The organism is Acinetobacter sp. YH12117 (assembly GCF_013418865.1).
GTDB lineage: Bacteria > Pseudomonadota > Gammaproteobacteria > Pseudomonadales > Moraxellaceae > Acinetobacter > Acinetobacter indicus.
In genome coordinates this window covers 35,953-55,375 of sequence record NZ_VPBF01000004.1, presented here as the reverse complement: position 1 = coordinate 55,375, position 19,423 = coordinate 35,953, and the positions used below count along the sequence as shown (strand labels likewise).

The window sequence follows — 19,423 nt, the reverse complement described above, 5'->3', positions numbered from 1 at the left end:
TCTGTATTTTAGGCCAGTGACCAAGGCTCACAAGGGCAGGAATGTTCACTCTCTGACTGCTCAGTCATCCGGCATGTGGTCTGCAATAGCGTGGCATAAAAAACCGGTCATGTGACCGGTTTAAATAATGGGGGATATAAGGCTTCACGCAACTTCGCCCATTTCGCCTTATTTGGCCACGCGCCAGACTGCCAGAATACTGGCCAGCACAATCAGAATGACTGAGACAAACCACGGTGAAATAATCGCAATCGACAGCAGAATCGCCATTACGCTACCAAAGATCCAGCTGCGTTTTTGCTGATGTTCCATTTGCAGACGCATGCTTTGCAGTTCATTCAGCTGTTTGGCATGCCAGGCCGACTGGTTTTTCAGGCCGTTTAAGCTGTCGACCATCAGGGTCGGTAAATCCTGCGCACCCAACAGTAGGTCCGGAATTTTTTGTCCCAGCTCTTTCAGGTTTTTCTGCGGATTCATTTGTGCCTTGACCCAATCGGTGAGGATTGGTTTGGCCAGACTCCAGATGTCCAGTTCTGGATACAGATCGGTGCCTAGACCTTCAACATGCACCAGCGTTTTGAGCAGCAGCATCAACTGTGGAGGAATTTCCAGATGGAAACGGCGGGCAATATCCATCACTTCAATCAGAATACCGGCAAAGTCCAGCTCATGCATGGGTTTGGAGACCATCGGTCCTACCGTGCGGCGCATTTCACGTGCCAAAGCATCCTGATCGGTGCCCGGTGGAATCCAGCCAGCCTGATGCACAATCTGGATCAGCTGCATAAAGTCGCTGTTCATGACTGCCAGTAACATGCGCGCCACGGTCATCTGGTCGTGCTTGGACAGCTCACCCATAATCGCGCAGTCCAGTGCAATAAAGCGTGGGTTTTGCGGATTGATAGTTTCTACAAACACATTGCCCGGGTGCATGTCGGCATGGAAGAAGTTGTCGCGGAACACCTGGGTAAAGAAGATGGTCAGGCCTTTTTGCGCCAGATCGGCGCGGTCCATACCCAAGCGGTCAAAGGTGGCCACATCGGAAATTGGTACCCCGGTAATCCGCTCGGCCACCATCACATCTTTGCTGTCCATATACACTTCCGGCACATACATCATGCTGGAGCCGGTGAAGTAATGACGCATACGGCGGGTATTATCGGCTTCTAAGGTCAGATCGAGTTCTTTCAGGATAATCTGGCGATAGTCCTGAATAATTTCGGATAAATGCAGCGCGCGTGCCGCTTCAAGACGTTTTTCCAGAAAATGGCCGAGCCATTGCAGAATTTCAAAATCCTGCAGAATCTGCTGGCGGATATTAGGACGGGTGACTTTGACCACCACTTCGCGGCCATCGTGCAGGGCAGCGGTATGCACCTGGGCAATTGAAGCAGCTGCCAGCGGCTGCTCATCAAAACGCGCGAACAGGGTGTTGACATCGGCCTTTAAGGATTCCTGAATCCGCATTTGCGCGACATCGGAACCAAAGGGTTTGACCCGGTCCTGCAGCAAGACCAGCTGCTGTAATACTTCAGGTGGAATCAGGTCACGACGGGTCGATAACAGCTGACCGAGTTTAATCGCCAGCGGTCCCATATCTTCCAGGGCCTGTTTCAGCTTGAGCGGATTTTTCCGTTCCTTACTGGACCAGGCCGCCGGATGCATCCGGATCAGACTCAGAATATGGCGGGCTTTTTCTGGTAATTCTTCCGCAGGGAACAACGTGTCGAGTCTATAGTGCGCAGCAATACGCCAAAGTTCGATTAAACGTGAAACGTGCGGAATCATAAATCTCTTTACCTAGTCGTGTGAATCTGGAGTGTCTTCAAGCTGCTTGCGGAGCTGTTGAATCTTGGCCTCTACGCGGTCGATATTCTGGTTCAGGATGCGGGTATCCTGTTGCAGATCATCCATTTGCCAGCGCGGTGCAAACAGGCCGGAATCTTCTTTCAGGGCATCTTCGGCGAAAAACAGCTGACTTTGCAAGGTTTTTTTCAGCTGCTTGGGCGCCAGCTGGATTTTACCCAGCTCATGTGCCAGTGTCGGGCCAACCCATGGCGACAGATGCGCGGCCAGATCGGGTTCGGCCTGCTCGATAATACGCTGGATGTCCTGTAGCAGCTTATAGTCGCCTTGTACCGGAATGGTGCCGACATCATCGGCCAGCAGCAGTTTCAGCAGTTCCACCACATTCTTGACCTGCAAGGTGGCGGTGGCTTCACTGAGCTGCTGTTCGCGCTCAAACGGGCGCTGCTCGAAAATAGACGGTTGGGTTGCCTGTCCGGTAACGGTCGGCTCCAGACGCACCTTGTTTTCATCAAAAAATACATCTACCGACAGTTGCGGCGCATCTATCACCACGCGCAGGGTTTTGCCCTGTAGCTGGTTCAGCTGGATGCGGGTAATCGCATCCAGATTAATGACATGATGGATGCATCGTTCAACGGCACCTAAGGCCAGAATCGACCACATAGCAGTGTCCTTTTCGGAATTAGAGTTTAAAACCGCGGTGCACCGCCACAATACCACCGGTCAGGTTGTGGTAGTCACAGTTCTGGAAGCCGGCATTTTCCATCATACCTTTCAGGGTGCGCTGGTCTGGATGCATACGGATTGATTCCGCCAGATATTTATAGCTTTCAGAATCATTCGCCACCAGTTTGCCCATGATTGGCAGTGCGGTGAACGAGTACAGGTCGTACAGTTTCGAGAACGGTTCAAATACCGGTTTTGAGAATTCAAGAATCAGTAAACGGCCGCCTGGCTTAAGCACGCGGTACATGGCTTGCAGTGCAGCATCTTTATCGGTCACATTACGTAAACCAAAAGAAATGGTCACCAGGTCAAAGCTGTTGTCAGCAAAAGGTTCAAGTGTTTCAGCATTGGCCAGGACGAAATCGACATTGGTACAGCCGGCATCAATCAGACGGTCACGACCGACATTCAGCATCGATTCGTTAATATCTGAAAGGACCACATGGCCGCTTGGACCAACTTCACGGCTAAAAACTTTGGCCAGGTCGCCGGTACCGCCCGCAATATCCAGTACGTGCTGGCCACGACGCACACCCGACATGTTAATCGCAAAGCGTTTCCATAAACGGTGAATACCAAAAGACATCAGGTCATTCATGATGTCGTATTTGCTGGCCACCGAATGAAATACTTCCGCCACTTTCTGGGCTTTTTCTTCGCTGTTTACGGTCTGGTAGCCAAAATGTGTGGTCGCACCGACATTACCGGTATTGGCGCCACGTGGCAGGTTGTATTTTGGAATGCTGCCTGTTACCGGGGTGTCAGTCAGGCGCTGCTCTAGAGACTGCTGCTGACCTTGTGGTGCACCTTCCGGTAATGGCGAGGTTAAGAATGGGCTCACTTTGTCTGTGTTGGTTGCCGTTTCTGGATGGGTAGGCTTTTGCTCTTCATTAGACATAGTGTCACTCCTAACATGAAAATCGGGTTGATGTGGCAGTGCAAGCATGATGACAGATTCTTAGGCGTTGTACAGTCATCGGCCTGCAATTGTCAGGAATAAAATACAGAAAATTGAATTGTTATCCTGATGAACGTGAATGCATATTCGTTTTACTGCTGTTTTTGTACCAAATTTTGGCCATCACATGCAAAAAATTATGTGGCTTTATTGAAAGGGCTGCGGATCTCCCCGATGCACTTTGTCAATAATCTGGCGTTCAACTGCGGTAAATTCGCGGACAAATTTTTCTGCAGATTTCAGCGGTTTCATGGCCACAAAACCATCTTGCATAAACTCGTACATGATATCGAAATTGTATTTATGCGCGGCGCCTTTACACATTTTAAAGGCGGTATAAACCATAAAGGAGCGCATGTATTTGTCCAGGCTTTTGCCCAGTTCATCCAGCATGTCCAGCTGTTTTAAACGCGCGGTGCCCTGATCGAGCTTTAAATAGGTCAGGCGCATCATCTCGTCGCTCAATGGCGTCTGCGCCGGATAATCCTTTAACAGCTGAATGGCAACCTGTTCATCCAGTTGCACTGCTAAAATGGCCAGGGCCACCCCGGAGGTGCCGGTTTTAATGGCATTTTCCGGAATCAGTTTTTCTGCTTTATGTGCGTATTTGGTCAGGCGCGCAATCTGTCCGGCCAGCGCATCAAAATCGGGGCCGCCGTATAAACGGTTTAGAAAATATTCGGCCATCAGCATATTATTTTTTTCGGCAAAATGCGGGGCATGGGTGCGTTGCATGCGCTGTTTCTGCCACAGCTGCACTTCCTGCAAACGTGTGAAAATTTCCGGCTGGCGATGATATTCAAATTGATTATAAAGTTCTAAAAGGTCATCTAAAACCGCAAGTTTGGACATGGAGCGTCTCAATTGTTTTGACTTAAGCGGCATTCTAAAGCCAGTTACATGCACAGGCCATGACAAATTGGTGACAGATTCAGGATCATCGGGTCAGTTTGCACTAGAAATAGACAAAATCAGACAGACGCGCTATACAAAATCATCAGCCGCCCGGCCAGCAGGCTGGTTATACTGAACGGAACAATAAAACAAGAGTGTGTGCCTATGACCGAGCAGAACCCGCAAACAGAATTTCAGTTAATGGATGAAGATCAGCTGTCTGTCGAGCTGATTGAAGCACAATATGCCCTAAAAGACAGCCGCGGTCAGAGCAATGCCAAAAGTCTGGTGATTCTGGTCAGCGGCATTGAGCTGGCTGGCAAAGGCGAGGCGGTGAAACAGCTGCGTGAATGGGTCGATCCGCGTTATTTGCATGTGAAGGCCGATGCCGCACACCTGTTTGATTTCAAAACCAGTTTCTGGCAGCCCTATGCCCGTTTTATTCCGGCCGAAGGGCAGATCATGATTCTGTTTGGCAACTGGTATAGTGATCTGCTCAGCAGTGCCACCCATGTCTCGAAGCCTTTTGATGACAGCCTGTTTGATGAGTATGTGCAGCGTTTTCGGGCCTTTGAACAGGATTTAAAAAACAACCAGGTCGATGTGGTCAAGATCTGGTTTGACCTGTCCTGGAAAACCCTGCAAAAACGCCTGAACGAGATGGACCCGAGCGAAGTGCGCTGGCATAAGATGAATGGCCTCGACTGGCGTAACAAAAAACAGTACGACACCTTGCAAAAGCTGCGCCAGCGCTTTACCGATGACTGGATTATTATTGATGGTGAAGATGAGCAGCTGCGTGACCAGCAGTTTGCCCAGCATGTATTACAGGCTTTTAAAGATTGCCCGGAGCATCCGAAAACTGTTGAGCAGAGCTGGCAGCAGGCGCCCATTCCTGAGGCCTTGCTCAATCCGGACAATGCCGCGCTGGATGAGGGCGACTATAAAGCCGAACTCAAAAAACTCAGCCGCAAAGTGGCCGATGCCTTGCGTTTTGATGACCGCAACGTGGTGATTGTGTTTGAAGGGATGGATGCCGCCGGCAAAGGCGGCGCAATTAAACGGATTGTGAAAAAGCTGGATCCGCGTGAATACGAAATTTATACCATTGGCGCACCGGAAAAATATGAATTACGCCGGCCTTATTTATGGCGTTTTTGGACCAAGCTGCAACCAGAAGAAAAAATCTGTATTTTTGACCGTTCCTGGTATGGTCGGGTACTGGTGGAACGGATTGAAGGTTTTGCCAGTGACCTGGAATGGCAACGCGCGTATGCGGAAATTAACCGCTTTGAACAGGATTTAACCGAGCATCAGACCGTGATTATCAAGTTCTGGCTGGCGATTAGCAAAGATGAGCAGGAACAGCGTTTTAAAGCGCGTGAACAGACTGCACATAAACGCTTTAAAATTACTGAGGAAGACTGGCGGAACCGGAATCGCTGGGATGATTATTTAAATGCCGCAGCCGATATGTTTGCCCATACCAGCACCGAGGATGCACCGTGGCATATTATTGCCACCAATGACAAAAACAGTGCCCGGATTGAAGTGCTGAAAACCATCTTGAAACAGCTGAAAGTCGATTAAGCCGGCAGCAACCATGCATGAAACAGCCATAAAAATGCCGGTCACTGGACCGGCATCAGATTGAGGAAAAAGGCTTAGCCATTGACCACCTGGGTCTGTTTCTGCTGGATGCCTTTGGCAATCTTATAGCTTTCTTCTACATGCGCTTCGGCGACTTTTTTCATGACAAAATAGCCCAGACTGGCCGCCACCAGCTGTCCGCCTAAAGGAATAAATTTGGTGACTTGCTTCGTGATCACTTTCGCGGCAACATTGTTCAATGATTTTTTGACGGCGGTACGTGCCACCACCAAACCGGAAAATTCAATGCCGCGTTTACGCAGTTCCTGCCAGTGAATCTGCTTGGTTTCCGGGTCATAGACACTGACCTGTTCCGGCGACAGACCAAAACGGGCATTAATTTCAGGAATCAGTTGTGACAAAATACCGACGTCAATCACGACATCTAAAAATGGAACCGGAATGACCGCCGCGCCTGCGGACACGTAGGCCCGTTTTCTGACCAGCTCCAGACAGTCAGCACGAACTTGCTCTAAATTTAAATTGGGGTCAATCGAGTTGGGAATCTTGTCTATTTTCATAATATTAAATACCTTAAGCGGTGTATCGATTTTTTTATTGAAGCACTATTAAGGTACGTATTTCAAAGCATTTTTGAATCGAACCATGAGCTAAAAGTGACATAGGCAACTGCAAAAGTATAGTAATGAATCTTTATGGTTTTGTAGATATCATGGCAAAAGTTTAACAGGGTAGAGCGTTATGGGGATTCATGTCATTCAAAGTCAGCGTGTCGATGTACTGGTCGAGGCGATGCTGAAGACAGTCCGTAAACCTGCAGCGCATCCGCTGGAGGTATTAAAAACCCAGCACTTTATTGTGCCGTCCCCTGCGGTGGAAGCCTGGTTAACCCAGCGTCTGGCCGAACATCAAAGCATCTGTGCCAATACCGAGTTTCATCACCGGATTCGCGGTTTCCAGTGGAGTGCCTATCAATGGGTGCTGCATGATCAGAAGGACTTGGTCCGTCAGGCCAATATTCCACGAATTATCATTAAATGGCGCGTATTTCAGGCGCTAAAAGAATTTATTCAGCCGGAACAGAATCCGCTAGCAACCAGCCATGCGCTGTTTCCGATTATCCAGCGGATTTATGCCAGTGCCGACCGGCTGGAACAGCCGCTGGAACGCCAGCTGAAAAAACAGAGCATGTTGTATTGGGTGGCCGAACAGGTATCCAAACTGTTTAGCCACTATATGACTTATCGTGGGCATTGCCAGAAAGGCTGTGGCGAGCAGTGCCGCTGTCCGACCAACTGGCTGATGCAATGGGGCCGTGATCAGGCCCTTGATCTGGAGCAGATGTTCTTTAAAACCGACAGCGAAGTGTCGGGCTTTATGCTGCAGCAGGCAGAAGAACTGGAGGCGTGGCAGCGCTGGCTGTGGCAGGCAGTTTTTCATGAAGATTTTGAGCAGATGCAGCAGATTGACCAGCTGTTCTGGCAGGCGCTGGGCAGTCCGGAGCAGCCGGGCAAGGCGCTACGCAAATTACCGAAACAGCTGGTGGTATTTACCTTGCTGGACTTGCCGCCGCAGCAGTTACAGTTCCTGCGCCGTTTAGGTCAGTACATTGAAATTTTTATCCTGCATTATAACCCTTCACAGGAATACTGGGCCGACAGCGTCGATCCGAACTGGAAGGCACGTTATGATGCGCGGGTGAAACAGCGTTTTCTGGCGCAGCATCCACAGGCCAATGATGCCGAGATTGCCCAGTTTTTCGAACAGTTTACCCTGCATTTTAATGCCCAGAACCGCGAGTCGCGTCATCCCTTGCTGACCCGTCTGGGCAAGCAGGCACGCGATCATTTCTCCTTACTCTCTGCCTTATCTTCCGGTGAAGAAGGCGTCTGGGCCGATCTGTTTATTGATGACTATCAGCCCAGCTTATTGGGCAAGCTGCAGGCCGATATCCTGTATTTAAATGAACCGGCCGCGCATCAATATGCTTTAGAGCAGCATGATGATTCCATCCAGATTCATGTCTGCCATTCCAGTCTGCGTCAGCTGGAAGTGTTAAAAGACCAGCTGTTGCACTGGCTGTCGCAAGGCACGAAAGAGCAGCCGCGCCGGCCAAGCGATATTCTGGTTTTAAGTCCGAATTTAAAAGAGATTGAGCCTTTAATCCGCAGTGTCTTTGCGCCGCCACCGAGTGCGCGTGATCTGGGCAATCCCTTACATGACAGTAGCCGGTTGGCCCAGCACAGCGTGTATTTGCCAATTCAGATTGCCGGGGTCAGCCAGCTGGATGTCAGCAATGCCTGGCGCGCCGTGGCCGGCCGGATTCGTCTGTTACAGGGCCGCTTTAGTCTGGATGAATTTGCTGACTGGCTCGGGCTAGCGGCCAGTTTGCAGCGTTATGAGCTGGACATTACCCAGCTGGAGCGTTTGCTGGAGCTGCTTAGTGCCGCCGGTTTTAAACGCGGTTTTGATGCCGAGCATTTGCAGCGCAGCCTGAGCGCCGATGATCAGGATTATCGCTTCAGTTTTAAATTTGCGCTGGATCGTCTGGCGCTGGGGCTGGCCATTCCGGAACATACCCTGTTTCAGGACACCCTATGTTTTGCCGAGGTAATGCCGGCCGATTTTGAACTGATTGCCAAACTGATCCAGATTTATCAGGACCTGGCCGAGCGCCGGCACTGGATGATTGCGCATGAACGCGGCGAGAACACGCGGGCCGAACAGTGGCTAAAACGCTTAATGCAAGACATTGACGAGTTTAGCGCAGCTGGTGTCACCGCGCTGGAAAACGTCTATAAAATCATTAAAAAGCAATACCGTATGCTGACTTTGGCCAGCTATTATGATGAGCAGGACCGGCATGCACTGGCGGCCTTAAGTCTGCCTTTGCCGTATATATTGGAAGAAATTGAAGCACAGCTGGCAGCACAACTGGAACAGGCTGAACCAAGCGGCCAGATTACCTTTTGCCAGCTGGGCCAGCTGCGTCCGCTGCCGTATAAACTGGTGGTGATGCTGAATCTGGACAGTGGCAAATTCCCGAATCGTAATGTGCAGCTGCCATTCGATTTAATGCAGTTGCTGAAACCGCAACTGGGTGACCGCTCGCGTCTGGAAGATGATCAGGGTGCATTTTTGGATGCACTGCTATTGGCGCAGGACAAGGTCTGGCTGTTTTATAACGGCTTTGATGTCAATGACGGGCAGGTGCGTGATCCGTCCAGCATCTTACAGGAGCTGATTCAGCATCTGGCGCTGATTGTTGCCGCGCCGCAGCCCGAGTCTGCGCTGAACCAGACCGTGAGTATTGACGGGATTGAGGTGCCGGAGCAGTTGCGTCAGCTGTACTGTGTGCACCGTTTACAGCCGTTTGATCCGCTCGGTTTTGAATCCAGCGAGATCATCCGTTTTCAGGACCAGTGGTATGCAGTGGCACAGCAGATTCGTCAGCCGGGTGGGCAGCGCAGTCACTGGGCCAATCAGCCTTATCCTTTATTGACCCAGGATTTGCAGGTGCTGGACAGCCAGCAATGGATTCAGGACATGATTTTCCCGGCGCGGCTGTATTTAAAAAGTGTCGGGGTGGAAAACCTACGTCCGGAACAGCGCAGCGATCAGGCCGAGCCGTTATTGCTGGATGGTTTGGGTCGCTATACCATCCGCGATTTTCTGAAACAGCAGCACGATACGCCCGATCCGGCACTGTTACAAGACCGCCTGCCGATTGGCAAAATTCGTGAAGGCAGCTGGACCATGAGTCTGGTCGAACAGCAGCAGCTACAGGCCCGCTTGCAGCACTATGCACCGAGTGAAACGACTATCACCCGACAGGTCTGGAAAGTGCGTCCTGACTTGCACATCCGCCTGACCCTGCCAAAACAGGGCGCCGAGCGCTGGGTTAGTCTGGAAGCGTCCAGTGCGCGTGCCAAACGCCGTACCGCACTCTGGCTGGAATATCTGCTCTGGCTGGCCTATCTGAATCTGGGTGATGGCGGCCAGCAGCATCAGCGGATTGTGGTATTTAGTGATGATACCGTCTGCTGTGAAGGAGTCAGTTCCAATCAGGCCAGACAGTGGCTGGAACACTGGTTTAAGGCTTGGGACTATGGCCAGCGCCAGCCTTTGGTGCTGCCATCGGCCTTGCTGCTGAAAGTGGCGGAAAAAGGCAAGCAGCATGAATGGGAACCCGATGCCGAACAGCGTATGCAGCTGAAAGATCTGGATGGCTTGTATAAGGACTGGAATGATTCGGGCCAGTTTAGTGCCTTTTCGGTGGCCGACAACGAAGCCTGCAAGCATCATCGTGACTGGCAGTTTATTTTGCAGGAGCAGGATGCCAGTTTATTATTGGCGCATGCCTGTGAACAGTTTTCCTATGATTTATACCAGCCGATTTTCTGGCACCAGCAGACGCTTGAGGAGTAAATGATGGCCGCTACTCCACATTCTTCGCCGCTATCTTTCCAGCCCATTACTGACATGCAGTTCAAGGGGCTGCACTGGATTGAAGCTTCGGCTGGCACCGGCAAGACCTATACCTTATCCAGCCTGATTGTACGGATTTTTCTGGAAGCCTATTTACCCCATCAGGTGGTGGCGACCACCTTTACCCGTGCCGCCGCGGCCGAGCTGAAAAGCCGGATTCGTGCACGTCTGGTTGAAACCCTACGTTATTTTGAACAGTGCCAGTCTTATACCGAAGCTGAACTGCAAGCTAAGGCCCAGACCGAGTCCGATCCGCTATTGCAAAAAGTGCTGGCGGATTATGCTGCCAAACCGGACTTTGCCCGTGACCGGCTCAAGCTGGTGATTGACCAGCTGGATGAACTGTTTGTGGGTACCCTGGACAGTTTTAGCCAGAAGTTATTGCGAGAATTCAGTTTTGAATGCGGTAAGATTGAACGCGCTGATATTACTGATGATGCCAAAAGTTATGTGCATCAGCTGATTCATGATGTGCTGCGGCAATGGCTACAAGCCCAGCCACAGCAGGTGGTGAATTATCTGCTGTTGCAAAAGAAACTCAAGCATGTCGACGCCTATGTGGGTATTGTTGAAAATACCCTGAATTTTGCCTCGGCCCAGTTTCGTGAAGTACCGGCGCCCGAACTGGATTTAAACCAGTTTGAAGCAGCCATTGATGAGCTGTTACAGCTGGATCTGGCCGATGTCGACAGCCTGAGCGACTATTATCTGGAGCAGGGCCAGTACGCTGCACTGGTCGGGAAAAAGTGGCGCACCAATCAGCTGATGCAACACACCTTATGCGAGGCTTTGCCCGCATTGCTAGAGGCGTTGTCTCAGCAACGTGGCTATGCCCTGTTTGCACCGCATTTTGAAAAAACCTTAAAGCTGTGTACCGATTTATCCACCAAAAAAGTGCTGAACAAATGCCCGGACGAGGTGCTGACGCAATTTGAACAGCATGCGGTGATTCAACGGCTGAAAGCTTTCTGCCAGCAGTTGCAGCAACTGCAACTGGATTTAGAGCTGCTGGATGCCTATCTCAAATACTATTTAAGCCGCGAAGTGAAAAAACGCCTGCCGCAGGTGTTGCAGCAAAAAGGTGAAACCACCTTTGCCCAGCAGATCCGCAGCCTGTCAGAAGCCTTGCAGGGCGAGCAGGGACTGCGTTTTGCCCAGTTTGTGCACAGTAAATATCCGTTGATTCTGGTCGATGAATTTCAGGATACCAACCAGGATCAGGACAGTATGCTGGCCAGTATCTGGCGTCATGCCCGCTATTATCAGCAGGGCTGCATGATTATGGTCGGTGATCCAAAACAGGCCATTTATGGTTTCCGCGGCGGTGATATGCTGACCTATAACAAGGCCCGGGCCGATGTGCAGGCCAAACAGGGGCGCCTGTATAGCCTGAAATACAATCATCGTTCTATTCCGGCTTTGGTGGAAGTGGTCGATGCCTTGTTCCAGCGCCAGATGGATTTTGGTGAAGAGGTGCAATATAGCCTGGTAGAAGCCGGACCTCGCCCCCATCCGGCCTTAATTGACGGGCAAGGGGAAAACCGGCAGCCCTTACGCTGGTTAATGCTGGAAGACAAGAACAATGAAGCATTGCAGGTGGCCTGGAAAATCCGGGCGCTTTTAAATCAGGCGGCGCAGCAGCAGATCTATCTGCAAAATGGTCAGGAGCGCAGCCCGCTAATTGAAGATGATATTGCAGTGCTGTCCAAAAACCATGACGGGCTGGACAAGGTGCAGTATGAACTGGAGCGGCTCGGAATCCGGGTGAACCGTCCATCCAAACGCAGTGTGTTTGACAGCCAGATCGCCAAAGATGTGGGGGCGGTGCTGACCGCAATCATGCATCCTTATGATGAAGCCAAAGTCAAACGGGCCTTGTTAAGCCGCCTGCTGAATTTTAATTTACAGCGCTTACTGGAACTGGAGGCCCATCCGGCCGGCCTGAGCCAGTTTATGGATGATTTTGACTGCATCCGCAGCATCTGGTTTGAAAAAGGCTTTTTAAGTGCCTGGCAATATGCCCTGAACCTGTTTCAGGTCTGGGAGAATCTGGTCGCCCATCACAGCCGTGACAATGAACGGGTGGTGGTCAATCTGCGCCATTTAAGCGAACTGCTTAGCCAGCACAGCGAACATTATCAGGGTGCACAAACCCTGTATCAGTGGTATTTAAAACAGTTGCAGGCGCCAAGTGAACGCGAGTGGGAACTGGAGCGAAAACTGTCCAATGCCGCCGGGGTACAGTTGATGACCATCCACCAGTCCAAAGGGCTGGAGTTTAAAGTGGTGTTCTTGTTGGGGGCGGATAAGGATTTTCGTGAGGTCAACAAAACCCTGAATTTTTCGACTGTTCAGGCGGTCAATCCGCTGACCGGTCAAACCGAGCAGCAGCGTCTGATTGCGGTAAATGCAGCAGCCTTGCTCAGTGCAGAGGATCAACAACAGCATCAGCTCCGGGCCGAAGCCGAGCAGCGCCGTTTGTGGTATGTGGCACTGACCCGGGCCAGTCATCGGGTCTATGCCATTTTGCAGGATCAGAGCGGAAAATCCTGCTCCGGTCTGGCCTTCTGGCGCGGTCAGGGCAGCGACGTTTTCCAGCATCCGCATTGTGGCGATGAAGCGTTGCTGACTGAAAAGCCGCCAAGGCTGAAGCTGCAGCAGCATGAGCAGACGCTGCCATTAACGGCAAAGACTTTCCCGCAGCAGCGTTTTTATCCGCGCAGTAAAACCAGTTTTAGTGCCCTGGCCCAGCATTTAAGCCGTAAACAGGCGATTGATGCGCTGGCGGCGCATATTGAGCAGCACAGCAGTGCCGCCGATGAGCTGCATCAGCCAGTAGCGGTCGACGATGTCGAAATCCTGAATCAGCCGATTGCCTGGATTAAACGCCAGTTCCCGATGGGCACGCTGGCCGGTAATTTCCTGCATGAGATTTTTGAACACATTGATTTTCAGGATCAGCAGGACTGGCCGCTGGAAATCCAGCGCCGTTTTAAAAATGATTATCCTTCTTTGTGGCAGGAGCTGCAGGACAAGTTTAGTCAGGAATATCCGGAACATACGGAGGAAATCTTGCTGAGCTGGCTGTCGGCATGGCTGCTGGATGTTCTGAGTACACCGCTGCATCCGGGCTTTCAGTTAAAACAGCTGGCGCCCGAGCAGTATCTGGCAGAATTTCCGTTTTATCTGTCCTTGTCCGATCAGGTCTTGGCGATCAAGCGGATTCATCAGCTGTTTGATGAATATGGCATTCAGATGCTGGATTTTCATGATGCCAATTCGGCGCGCTATTTAACCGGTTCGATTGACCTGGTGTATTTTGATGGCCACCGTTACTATATTGCCGATTATAAAAGTAACTTTTTAGGCGCCGATCAGTCGCATTATCAGGCAGCCTCGGTGCAGGCCAGCATGTCACAGTCCAGTTACTGGCTGCAGGCCGGTCTGTATCTGGTGGCCCTGCATCGCTACCTGAAAGTCCATCTGGAAAATTACGATATTTATCAACATTTAGGTGGGGCCAGCTATTTGTATTTGCGCGGCATGAATGGTCAGGCCGGGCAGGGCGTGTACCATTGGAAACCGCCGGTCGAGTTTATTTTGCGACTGGATGCACTGTTGGGGAATCCAACTGTCGATCAACTGGGGAAAATTGCCTAAATCATTTAATAACATTTAAAGAAAGAATGATTTAGCATGTGGATAACTTTGAGGATAATAGTGTGGACAACCAGCGGACAGTTTTAGCAGCAACGCCTGAAACCCAAACCCCGGCATGGTTTGCGCTTTGGAGTAACTATCTTTTACAGGCGCCTTTTTTTCAGGCGGAAAGGCGAGAAGATTCCGCTAAAATCATCGCGCAGTTGCTGGAGGCTACTCTCAATGGTGACAGCTGTATAGCCGCTTCTGCCGAACAGGTGGCAGCGTTGGCCAATCTGGTCGGTTCCGGTTCTGAACCGGGTTCGGTGGCGCCGTTTATTTATGACCAGCAGCATTTATACCTGTACCGTTATTGGGCGCTGGAGTCGGCGCTGGCACAGCAGGTGGCACGCTTAAAACAGCAAGCTGTTACGGCGGTAGATGTGTCGGACTATCTGCATTTATTGGAAGACCAGCACCAGCAGCAGGCGCTCAAAATGACTGCGACTACCGCTTTTAACCTGATTACGGGCGGTCCGGGTACCGGTAAAACCTATACTTTGGCGCGGATTATTGCCGTGCTAAACCAGGCCTTGCCGGAAATCCGGATTGCCATGGCGGCCCCGACCGGAAAAGCCGCGCAGCGTATGAAAGAAGCACTGCAGAATTCCTTTGATGATCCGAAAATTGCCAATCTGGTCAGTGACGATCTCAAACGCCTGACCCCGATTACCATCCACCGGCTTTTGGGCCTTGGCAACCGGCAGCAGCCACGTTTTCATGCCCGGCAGCCGTTGCCTTATGACCTGATTGTGATTGATGAAGCTTCCATGCTGGACCTGAATCTGGCCAGCATGCTGTTCAATGCCATTGCTGAACAGACCCGGGTGATTTTACTTGGGGATGCGCAGCAGCTGGCGTCGGTCGATGTTGGTTCGGTGCTGGCCGATTTACAGCAGGTGCCGGCACTGGCAGATAATCATGTGCATCTGGTCACCAGTCGCCGTTTTAAAGCCGGTGCCTTAATTGGTGAAATGGCCCGCTTTATTCAGCAGCAAACGGCTGAACAGCCGGCCGCGCAAATCTTGCAGCAGTTTGCCGCACAGCTGGTGCAGCCGGGCGAATTACAGGCCGTAACTTTAACGCCGGATATGGCCGATGTACTGCAACTGGAATATTTACCCGATGAAGCCCCGGATCCCATAGCCGGGCAGGGCTATTATGACAAACTGATGCTGGGCTATCAGGGCTATGTGCACAGCCTAAAACAGTATTTACAGGCCGATGATCCAGACGCGGTGGTGGCGCAGGTGGTGAAAGCCTTTGACCAGTATCGGATTCTGACTGCAATTCGGCATGGTGGCTTGGGCTTGCAACAGCTGAACATGCAGATTGAGCAGCGTTTGTTGCAGCAACTGGCTCTGGACGTGGCCAAGCAGGGCGACTGGTATGTCGGCCGGCCGGTAATGATGACCTATAACGACTATCAGCTCGGCCTGTCCAACGGTGATATTGGCCTGTGTCTGCAACGTCTGCGTGAGGGCAACCGGCAGTTTGAAGTGTATTTCCCGAGTCTGGATAAATGGGTGCCAGCCACACGCTTGCCAAAAAATATTGAAACCGCATTTGCTCTGACCATTCATAAATCTCAAGGTTCGGAGTTTCAGCATGTGGCGGTGGTGCTGGATCAGGCCGCGCAGAATCTGCTGAGCAAGGAACTGATCTATACCGCCATTACCCGGGCCAAATCGGTGGTGAGTTTACTGGCCGACCGGCAGGCGCTGGTACAGGCCTTAACCGTGAAAACCAGCCGTAACAGTGGTGTGTTAGAAAAAGTAAATGAACATTTGTCATTATAAAGTTGGCATAAATAAACCCGGCCGTTGTAAGAAAATGCTTACAACGATTCGAGAAATTTGCGCATAGAGCTTTGCCTGAGTTTTTGAGAAGATGACTTCACACAAAAGCTCAACACGGAAAGTTGAGGAAAATCGCAAAACCAGAATAAGAAAGTCGAGAGACAGCGAGCTTACATTGAAGTAGGTGAAAAAAAGAGGAAACTTACAGCCGCTAAGCCTTGTAGTTTTGGGAGAGACTACAGGGCTTTTTTATTGGCAGTTCAAAATCAAAAAAATGAAGCGTCATTCATCGACGTAAGCGAAAACGTACAAGGAGAGAGGTAATTATCTGCTTCTTTCCCCAAGGGCTTGTGGCAAAATCTATCACATAAGGAAAGCCAATTAAAACAGGGAATGTTGATTAGAAGAAGGCCAAAGCCTCGCTATACATCACAATAAATAAAATTAGAACAACGAAAAAAGAAGAAACTACAGCGCAAAAAATAGCCCGGGAATTTATTCCCGGGCTATTTTTATTCCACTTCAGCTTATTTACGTTTCATCATCCCGGATTTCTCTTTGGTGTTTTATGAATAGAATCAATCCTCCGGGCAGACGCTGCATCATTCATGTGACATCGCATCGGATAATTCATGGCTTTTTCGCGTTGTGTTTTGCAATTTAAGCGGTTTTGTCTTAAAATAATGCACTTGCTGTAGTGATGCACGGCAGTCAGACAGATGCTTGACATCGGTTTGATTTTTATCAAGGTATTTTATAAGCATCTCGGAGAAATCGAATGGCTTTAACAAACGCAGATCGCGCAGAGATCATCGCTAAATTTGCTCGTGCTGAAAACGACACTGGTTCACCAGAAGTTCAAGTAGCTCTTTTAACTGCTCAAATCAATGACTTACAAGGTCACTTCAAAGAGCACAAACACGACCACCATAGCCGTCGCGGTCTGATCCGTATGGTTAACCAACGTCGTAAATTATTAGACTACTTAAACGGTAAAGATCACGGTCGTTATGTTGCGTTGATCGGTGCTTTAGGTTTACGTCGTTAATTCGATTTAGACTTTTATTTTCGGGTTATTGCATGCGTTGCGCTGTATGTCTGAAAACTAAAGTGTACCCGGCGTTGACCGGGTAATTAAGAAGGGGCGATTGTTTCGCTCCTTCTTTGTGTTTAAAAAACCTATATTTCTAGTGAGGTCGGCTTCTAAGCTTTGTCATTTACTTGAACCTGAGTCGTGAATGCCAAACCTTAGGGGTCTCCACTAGAATAAAATCAGGAAACAAAAATACATGTCAATGTTTAATATTATTCGTAAAGAATTCCAATATGGTCAGTACAACGTGGTACTGGAAACCGGTCGTGTTGCACGTCAGGCCAACTCGGTTTTAATCACCATGGGTGGTGTATCGGTACTGGTGGCGGTAGTTGCACAGCCAACAGCAAAAGCCGGTCAGGACTTTTTCCCACTAACCGTAAACTATCAAGAAAAGCAATACGCTGCTGGCCGTATTCCGGGTGGTTATGGCAAACGTGAAGGCCGTGCGTCTGAGGCAGAAACTTTAATTTCACGTCTTATTGATCGTCCAATTCGTCCATTGTTCCCGGAAGGTTATTACAACGAAATCCAGGTAACAGCAACAGTTGTCTCTTCTGACAAAACCATGGAAGCGGATATTGCTGCCATGTTAGGTACTTCAGCAGCACTGGCAATTGCGGGTACACCGTTCCGTGGCCCAATTGGTGCAGCACGTGTGGGTTTAATCAACGGTGAATACATCCTGAACCCGAACCACGAACAGCTGGCACAGTCTGACCTTGACCTCGTGGTTGCAGGTACAGAAGCTGCAGTACTGATGGTTGAATCTGAAGCGAAAGAACTGTCTGAAGACCAGATGCTGGGCGCAGTGTTATTCGGTCATGACGAAATGCAAATTGCGATTCAGGCGATTAATGAATTTGCAGCAGCGGCTGGCGCAACTGAGTCAACCTGGACTGCACCAGAGAAAAATGAAGACCTTCGCGCGAAATTAAAAGAAGCGTTTGAAGCGAAAATCTCTGAAGCCTATACCATTGCAATCAAACAAGACCGTTATGCTGCTTTGGATGCATTGCAAGCAGAGGCGGTTGCGCAGTTCGTACCTGAAGAAGATGTAGATGGCATCGCAGATGACCTGAATGAACTGTTTGAAGATCTGAAATACCGCACTGTACGTGACAACATCCTGTCTGGTAAGCCGCGTATTGATGGTCGTGACACCAAAACTGTACGTGCGTTAGATGTACAGGTGGGCGTTCTTGATCGTGCTCACGGTTCTGCGCTGTTCACCCGTGGTGAAACACAGGCGTTGGTAACAACGACTCTTGGTAACACCCGTGATGCATTAATGGTTGATACCCTGGCTGGAACCAAAACTGACAACTTCATGTTGCACTACAACTTCCCGGCTTACTCGGTTGGTGAAACGGGTCGTGAGTCTGGTCCTAAACGTCGTGAAATCGGTCACGGTCGTCTGGCACGTCGTGGTGTACAAGCGGTTCTTCCAGCTGCTGACCGCTTCCCGTACGTAATCCGTATTGTATCGGACATTACTGAATCGAACGGTTCATCTTCTATGGCGTCTGTATGTGGTGCATCTCTGTCACTGATGGATGCCGGTGTTCCACTAAAAGCACCAGTTGCGGGTATTGCGATGGGTCTGGTCAAAGAAGGCGAGCGTTTCGCAGTGCTTTCTGACATCCTGGGTGACGAAGACCACCTGGGCGACATGGACTTTAAAGTTGCCGGTTCTGCCAACGGTATTACTGCGCTGCAAATGGACATCAAAATCGAAGGGATCACTGAAGAGATCATGGAAGTGGCATTGAACCAGGCTTATACCGGTCGTATGCACATCCTGAACGAAATGAACAAAGTGATTTCACGTGCACGTCCAGAAATTTCAATGCATGCGCCTACCTTCCAGGTCATTACCATCAACCCGGACAAAATCCGTGACGTGATTGGTAAAGGCGGTGCAACCATTCGTCAAATCACTGAAGAAACCAAAGCGGCAATTGATATTGAAGACAACGGTACCGTTCGCGTATTTGGTGAAACCAAAGCAGCTGCACAAGCGGCTATTGCCAAAATTCAGGCTTTAACTGCTGAAGTTGAACCAGGCAAAATCTACGCCGGTAAAGTAATTCGTATTGTTGAATTCGGTGCCTTCGTAAACATCATGCCGGGTACAGATGGTCTGCTGCACATTTCTCAAATTTCAAATGAGCGTGTAGCTAACGTGACTGACGTACTGAAAGAAGGCCAGGAAGTGAAAGTCCAGGTTGCAGATGTCGACAACCGTGGCCGTATCAAGTTAACCATGAAAGACATTGATCAGGCTTAATTTCAGGCCCTGATGAATTGAAAAAGCCCGCTTTATGAAGCGGGCTTTTTTATGGC

At 50.1% G+C, this 19,423-nt stretch carries 11 protein-coding genes; 6 read left to right on the top strand and 5 right to left on the bottom strand.

What is annotated here, in order from left to right; translation table 11 throughout:
* Positions 1-168 precede the first annotated feature (168 nt).
* The 4 genes from FTU55_RS02795 to FTU55_RS02780 all read right to left on the bottom strand — a co-directional run bounded on the left by FTU55_RS02795 (position 169) and on the right by FTU55_RS02780 (position 4,345).
* The gene (locus tag FTU55_RS02795) at positions 169-1,788 is read right to left on the bottom strand and encodes an AarF/ABC1/UbiB kinase family protein (RefSeq protein WP_180046135.1); all 1,620 of its coding nucleotides are present in this window, start codon (positions 1,786-1,788) and stop codon (positions 169-171) included.
* A gap of 12 nt (positions 1,789-1,800) precedes the next feature.
* A complete protein-coding gene (locus FTU55_RS02790) occupies positions 1,801-2,472 on the bottom strand; it encodes an SCP2 domain-containing protein (RefSeq protein ID WP_168384419.1) in 672 nt (223 codons plus the stop codon).
* Between the two features lie 19 nt (positions 2,473-2,491).
* Positions 2,492-3,433, bottom strand: coding sequence for a bifunctional demethylmenaquinone methyltransferase/2-methoxy-6-polyprenyl-1,4-benzoquinol methylase UbiE (gene ubiE, locus FTU55_RS02785; RefSeq protein ID WP_005181822.1), 942 nt, complete (start codon positions 3,431-3,433; stop codon positions 2,492-2,494).
* 207 nt (positions 3,434-3,640) lie between these two features.
* The gene (locus FTU55_RS02780) at positions 3,641-4,345 is read right to left on the bottom strand and encodes a hypothetical protein (protein WP_127798531.1); all 705 of its coding nucleotides are present in this window, start codon (positions 4,343-4,345) and stop codon (positions 3,641-3,643) included.
* Positions 4,346-4,552: 207 nt separating this feature from the next.
* On the opposite strand from FTU55_RS02780, the gene FTU55_RS02775 reads away from it, so the two are divergent.
* On the top strand, positions 4,553-5,977 hold the full coding sequence (locus tag FTU55_RS02775) for a phosphate--AMP phosphotransferase (RefSeq protein WP_168369778.1): 1,425 nt from the start codon (positions 4,553-4,555) through the stop codon (positions 5,975-5,977).
* A gap of 74 nt (positions 5,978-6,051) precedes the next feature.
* Here FTU55_RS02775 and FTU55_RS02770 read toward each other — a convergent pair whose 3' ends face one another.
* On the bottom strand, positions 6,052-6,558 hold the full coding sequence (locus FTU55_RS02770; RefSeq protein ID WP_180046133.1) for a hypothetical protein: 507 nt from the start codon (positions 6,556-6,558) through the stop codon (positions 6,052-6,054).
* 181 nt (positions 6,559-6,739) lie between these two features.
* On the opposite strand from FTU55_RS02770, the gene FTU55_RS02765 reads away from it, so the two are divergent.
* From FTU55_RS02765 to pnp, 5 genes are all read left to right on the top strand, one after another.
* On the top strand, positions 6,740-10,426 hold the full coding sequence (locus FTU55_RS02765; RefSeq protein WP_180046131.1) for an exodeoxyribonuclease V subunit gamma: 3,687 nt from the start codon (positions 6,740-6,742) through the stop codon (positions 10,424-10,426).
* A 3-nt stretch (positions 10,427-10,429) separates the two neighbouring features.
* Positions 10,430-14,146, top strand: a complete 3,717-nt coding sequence (locus tag FTU55_RS02760; protein WP_180046129.1) for a UvrD-helicase domain-containing protein — start codon at positions 10,430-10,432, stop codon at positions 14,144-14,146.
* A 62-nt stretch (positions 14,147-14,208) separates the two neighbouring features.
* A complete protein-coding gene (gene recD / locus FTU55_RS02755) occupies positions 14,209-15,984 on the top strand; it encodes an exodeoxyribonuclease V subunit alpha (RefSeq protein ID WP_180046127.1) in 1,776 nt (591 codons plus the stop codon).
* Between the two features lie 778 nt (positions 15,985-16,762).
* A complete protein-coding gene (rpsO, locus tag FTU55_RS02750) occupies positions 16,763-17,032 on the top strand; it encodes a 30S ribosomal protein S15 (RefSeq protein WP_004637724.1) in 270 nt (89 codons plus the stop codon).
* 247 nt (positions 17,033-17,279) lie between these two features.
* Entirely contained in the window at positions 17,280-19,367 is a 2,088-nt protein-coding gene (gene pnp, locus FTU55_RS02745) for a polyribonucleotide nucleotidyltransferase (protein WP_171065134.1), read from the top strand.
* Positions 19,368-19,423 lie beyond the last annotated feature (56 nt).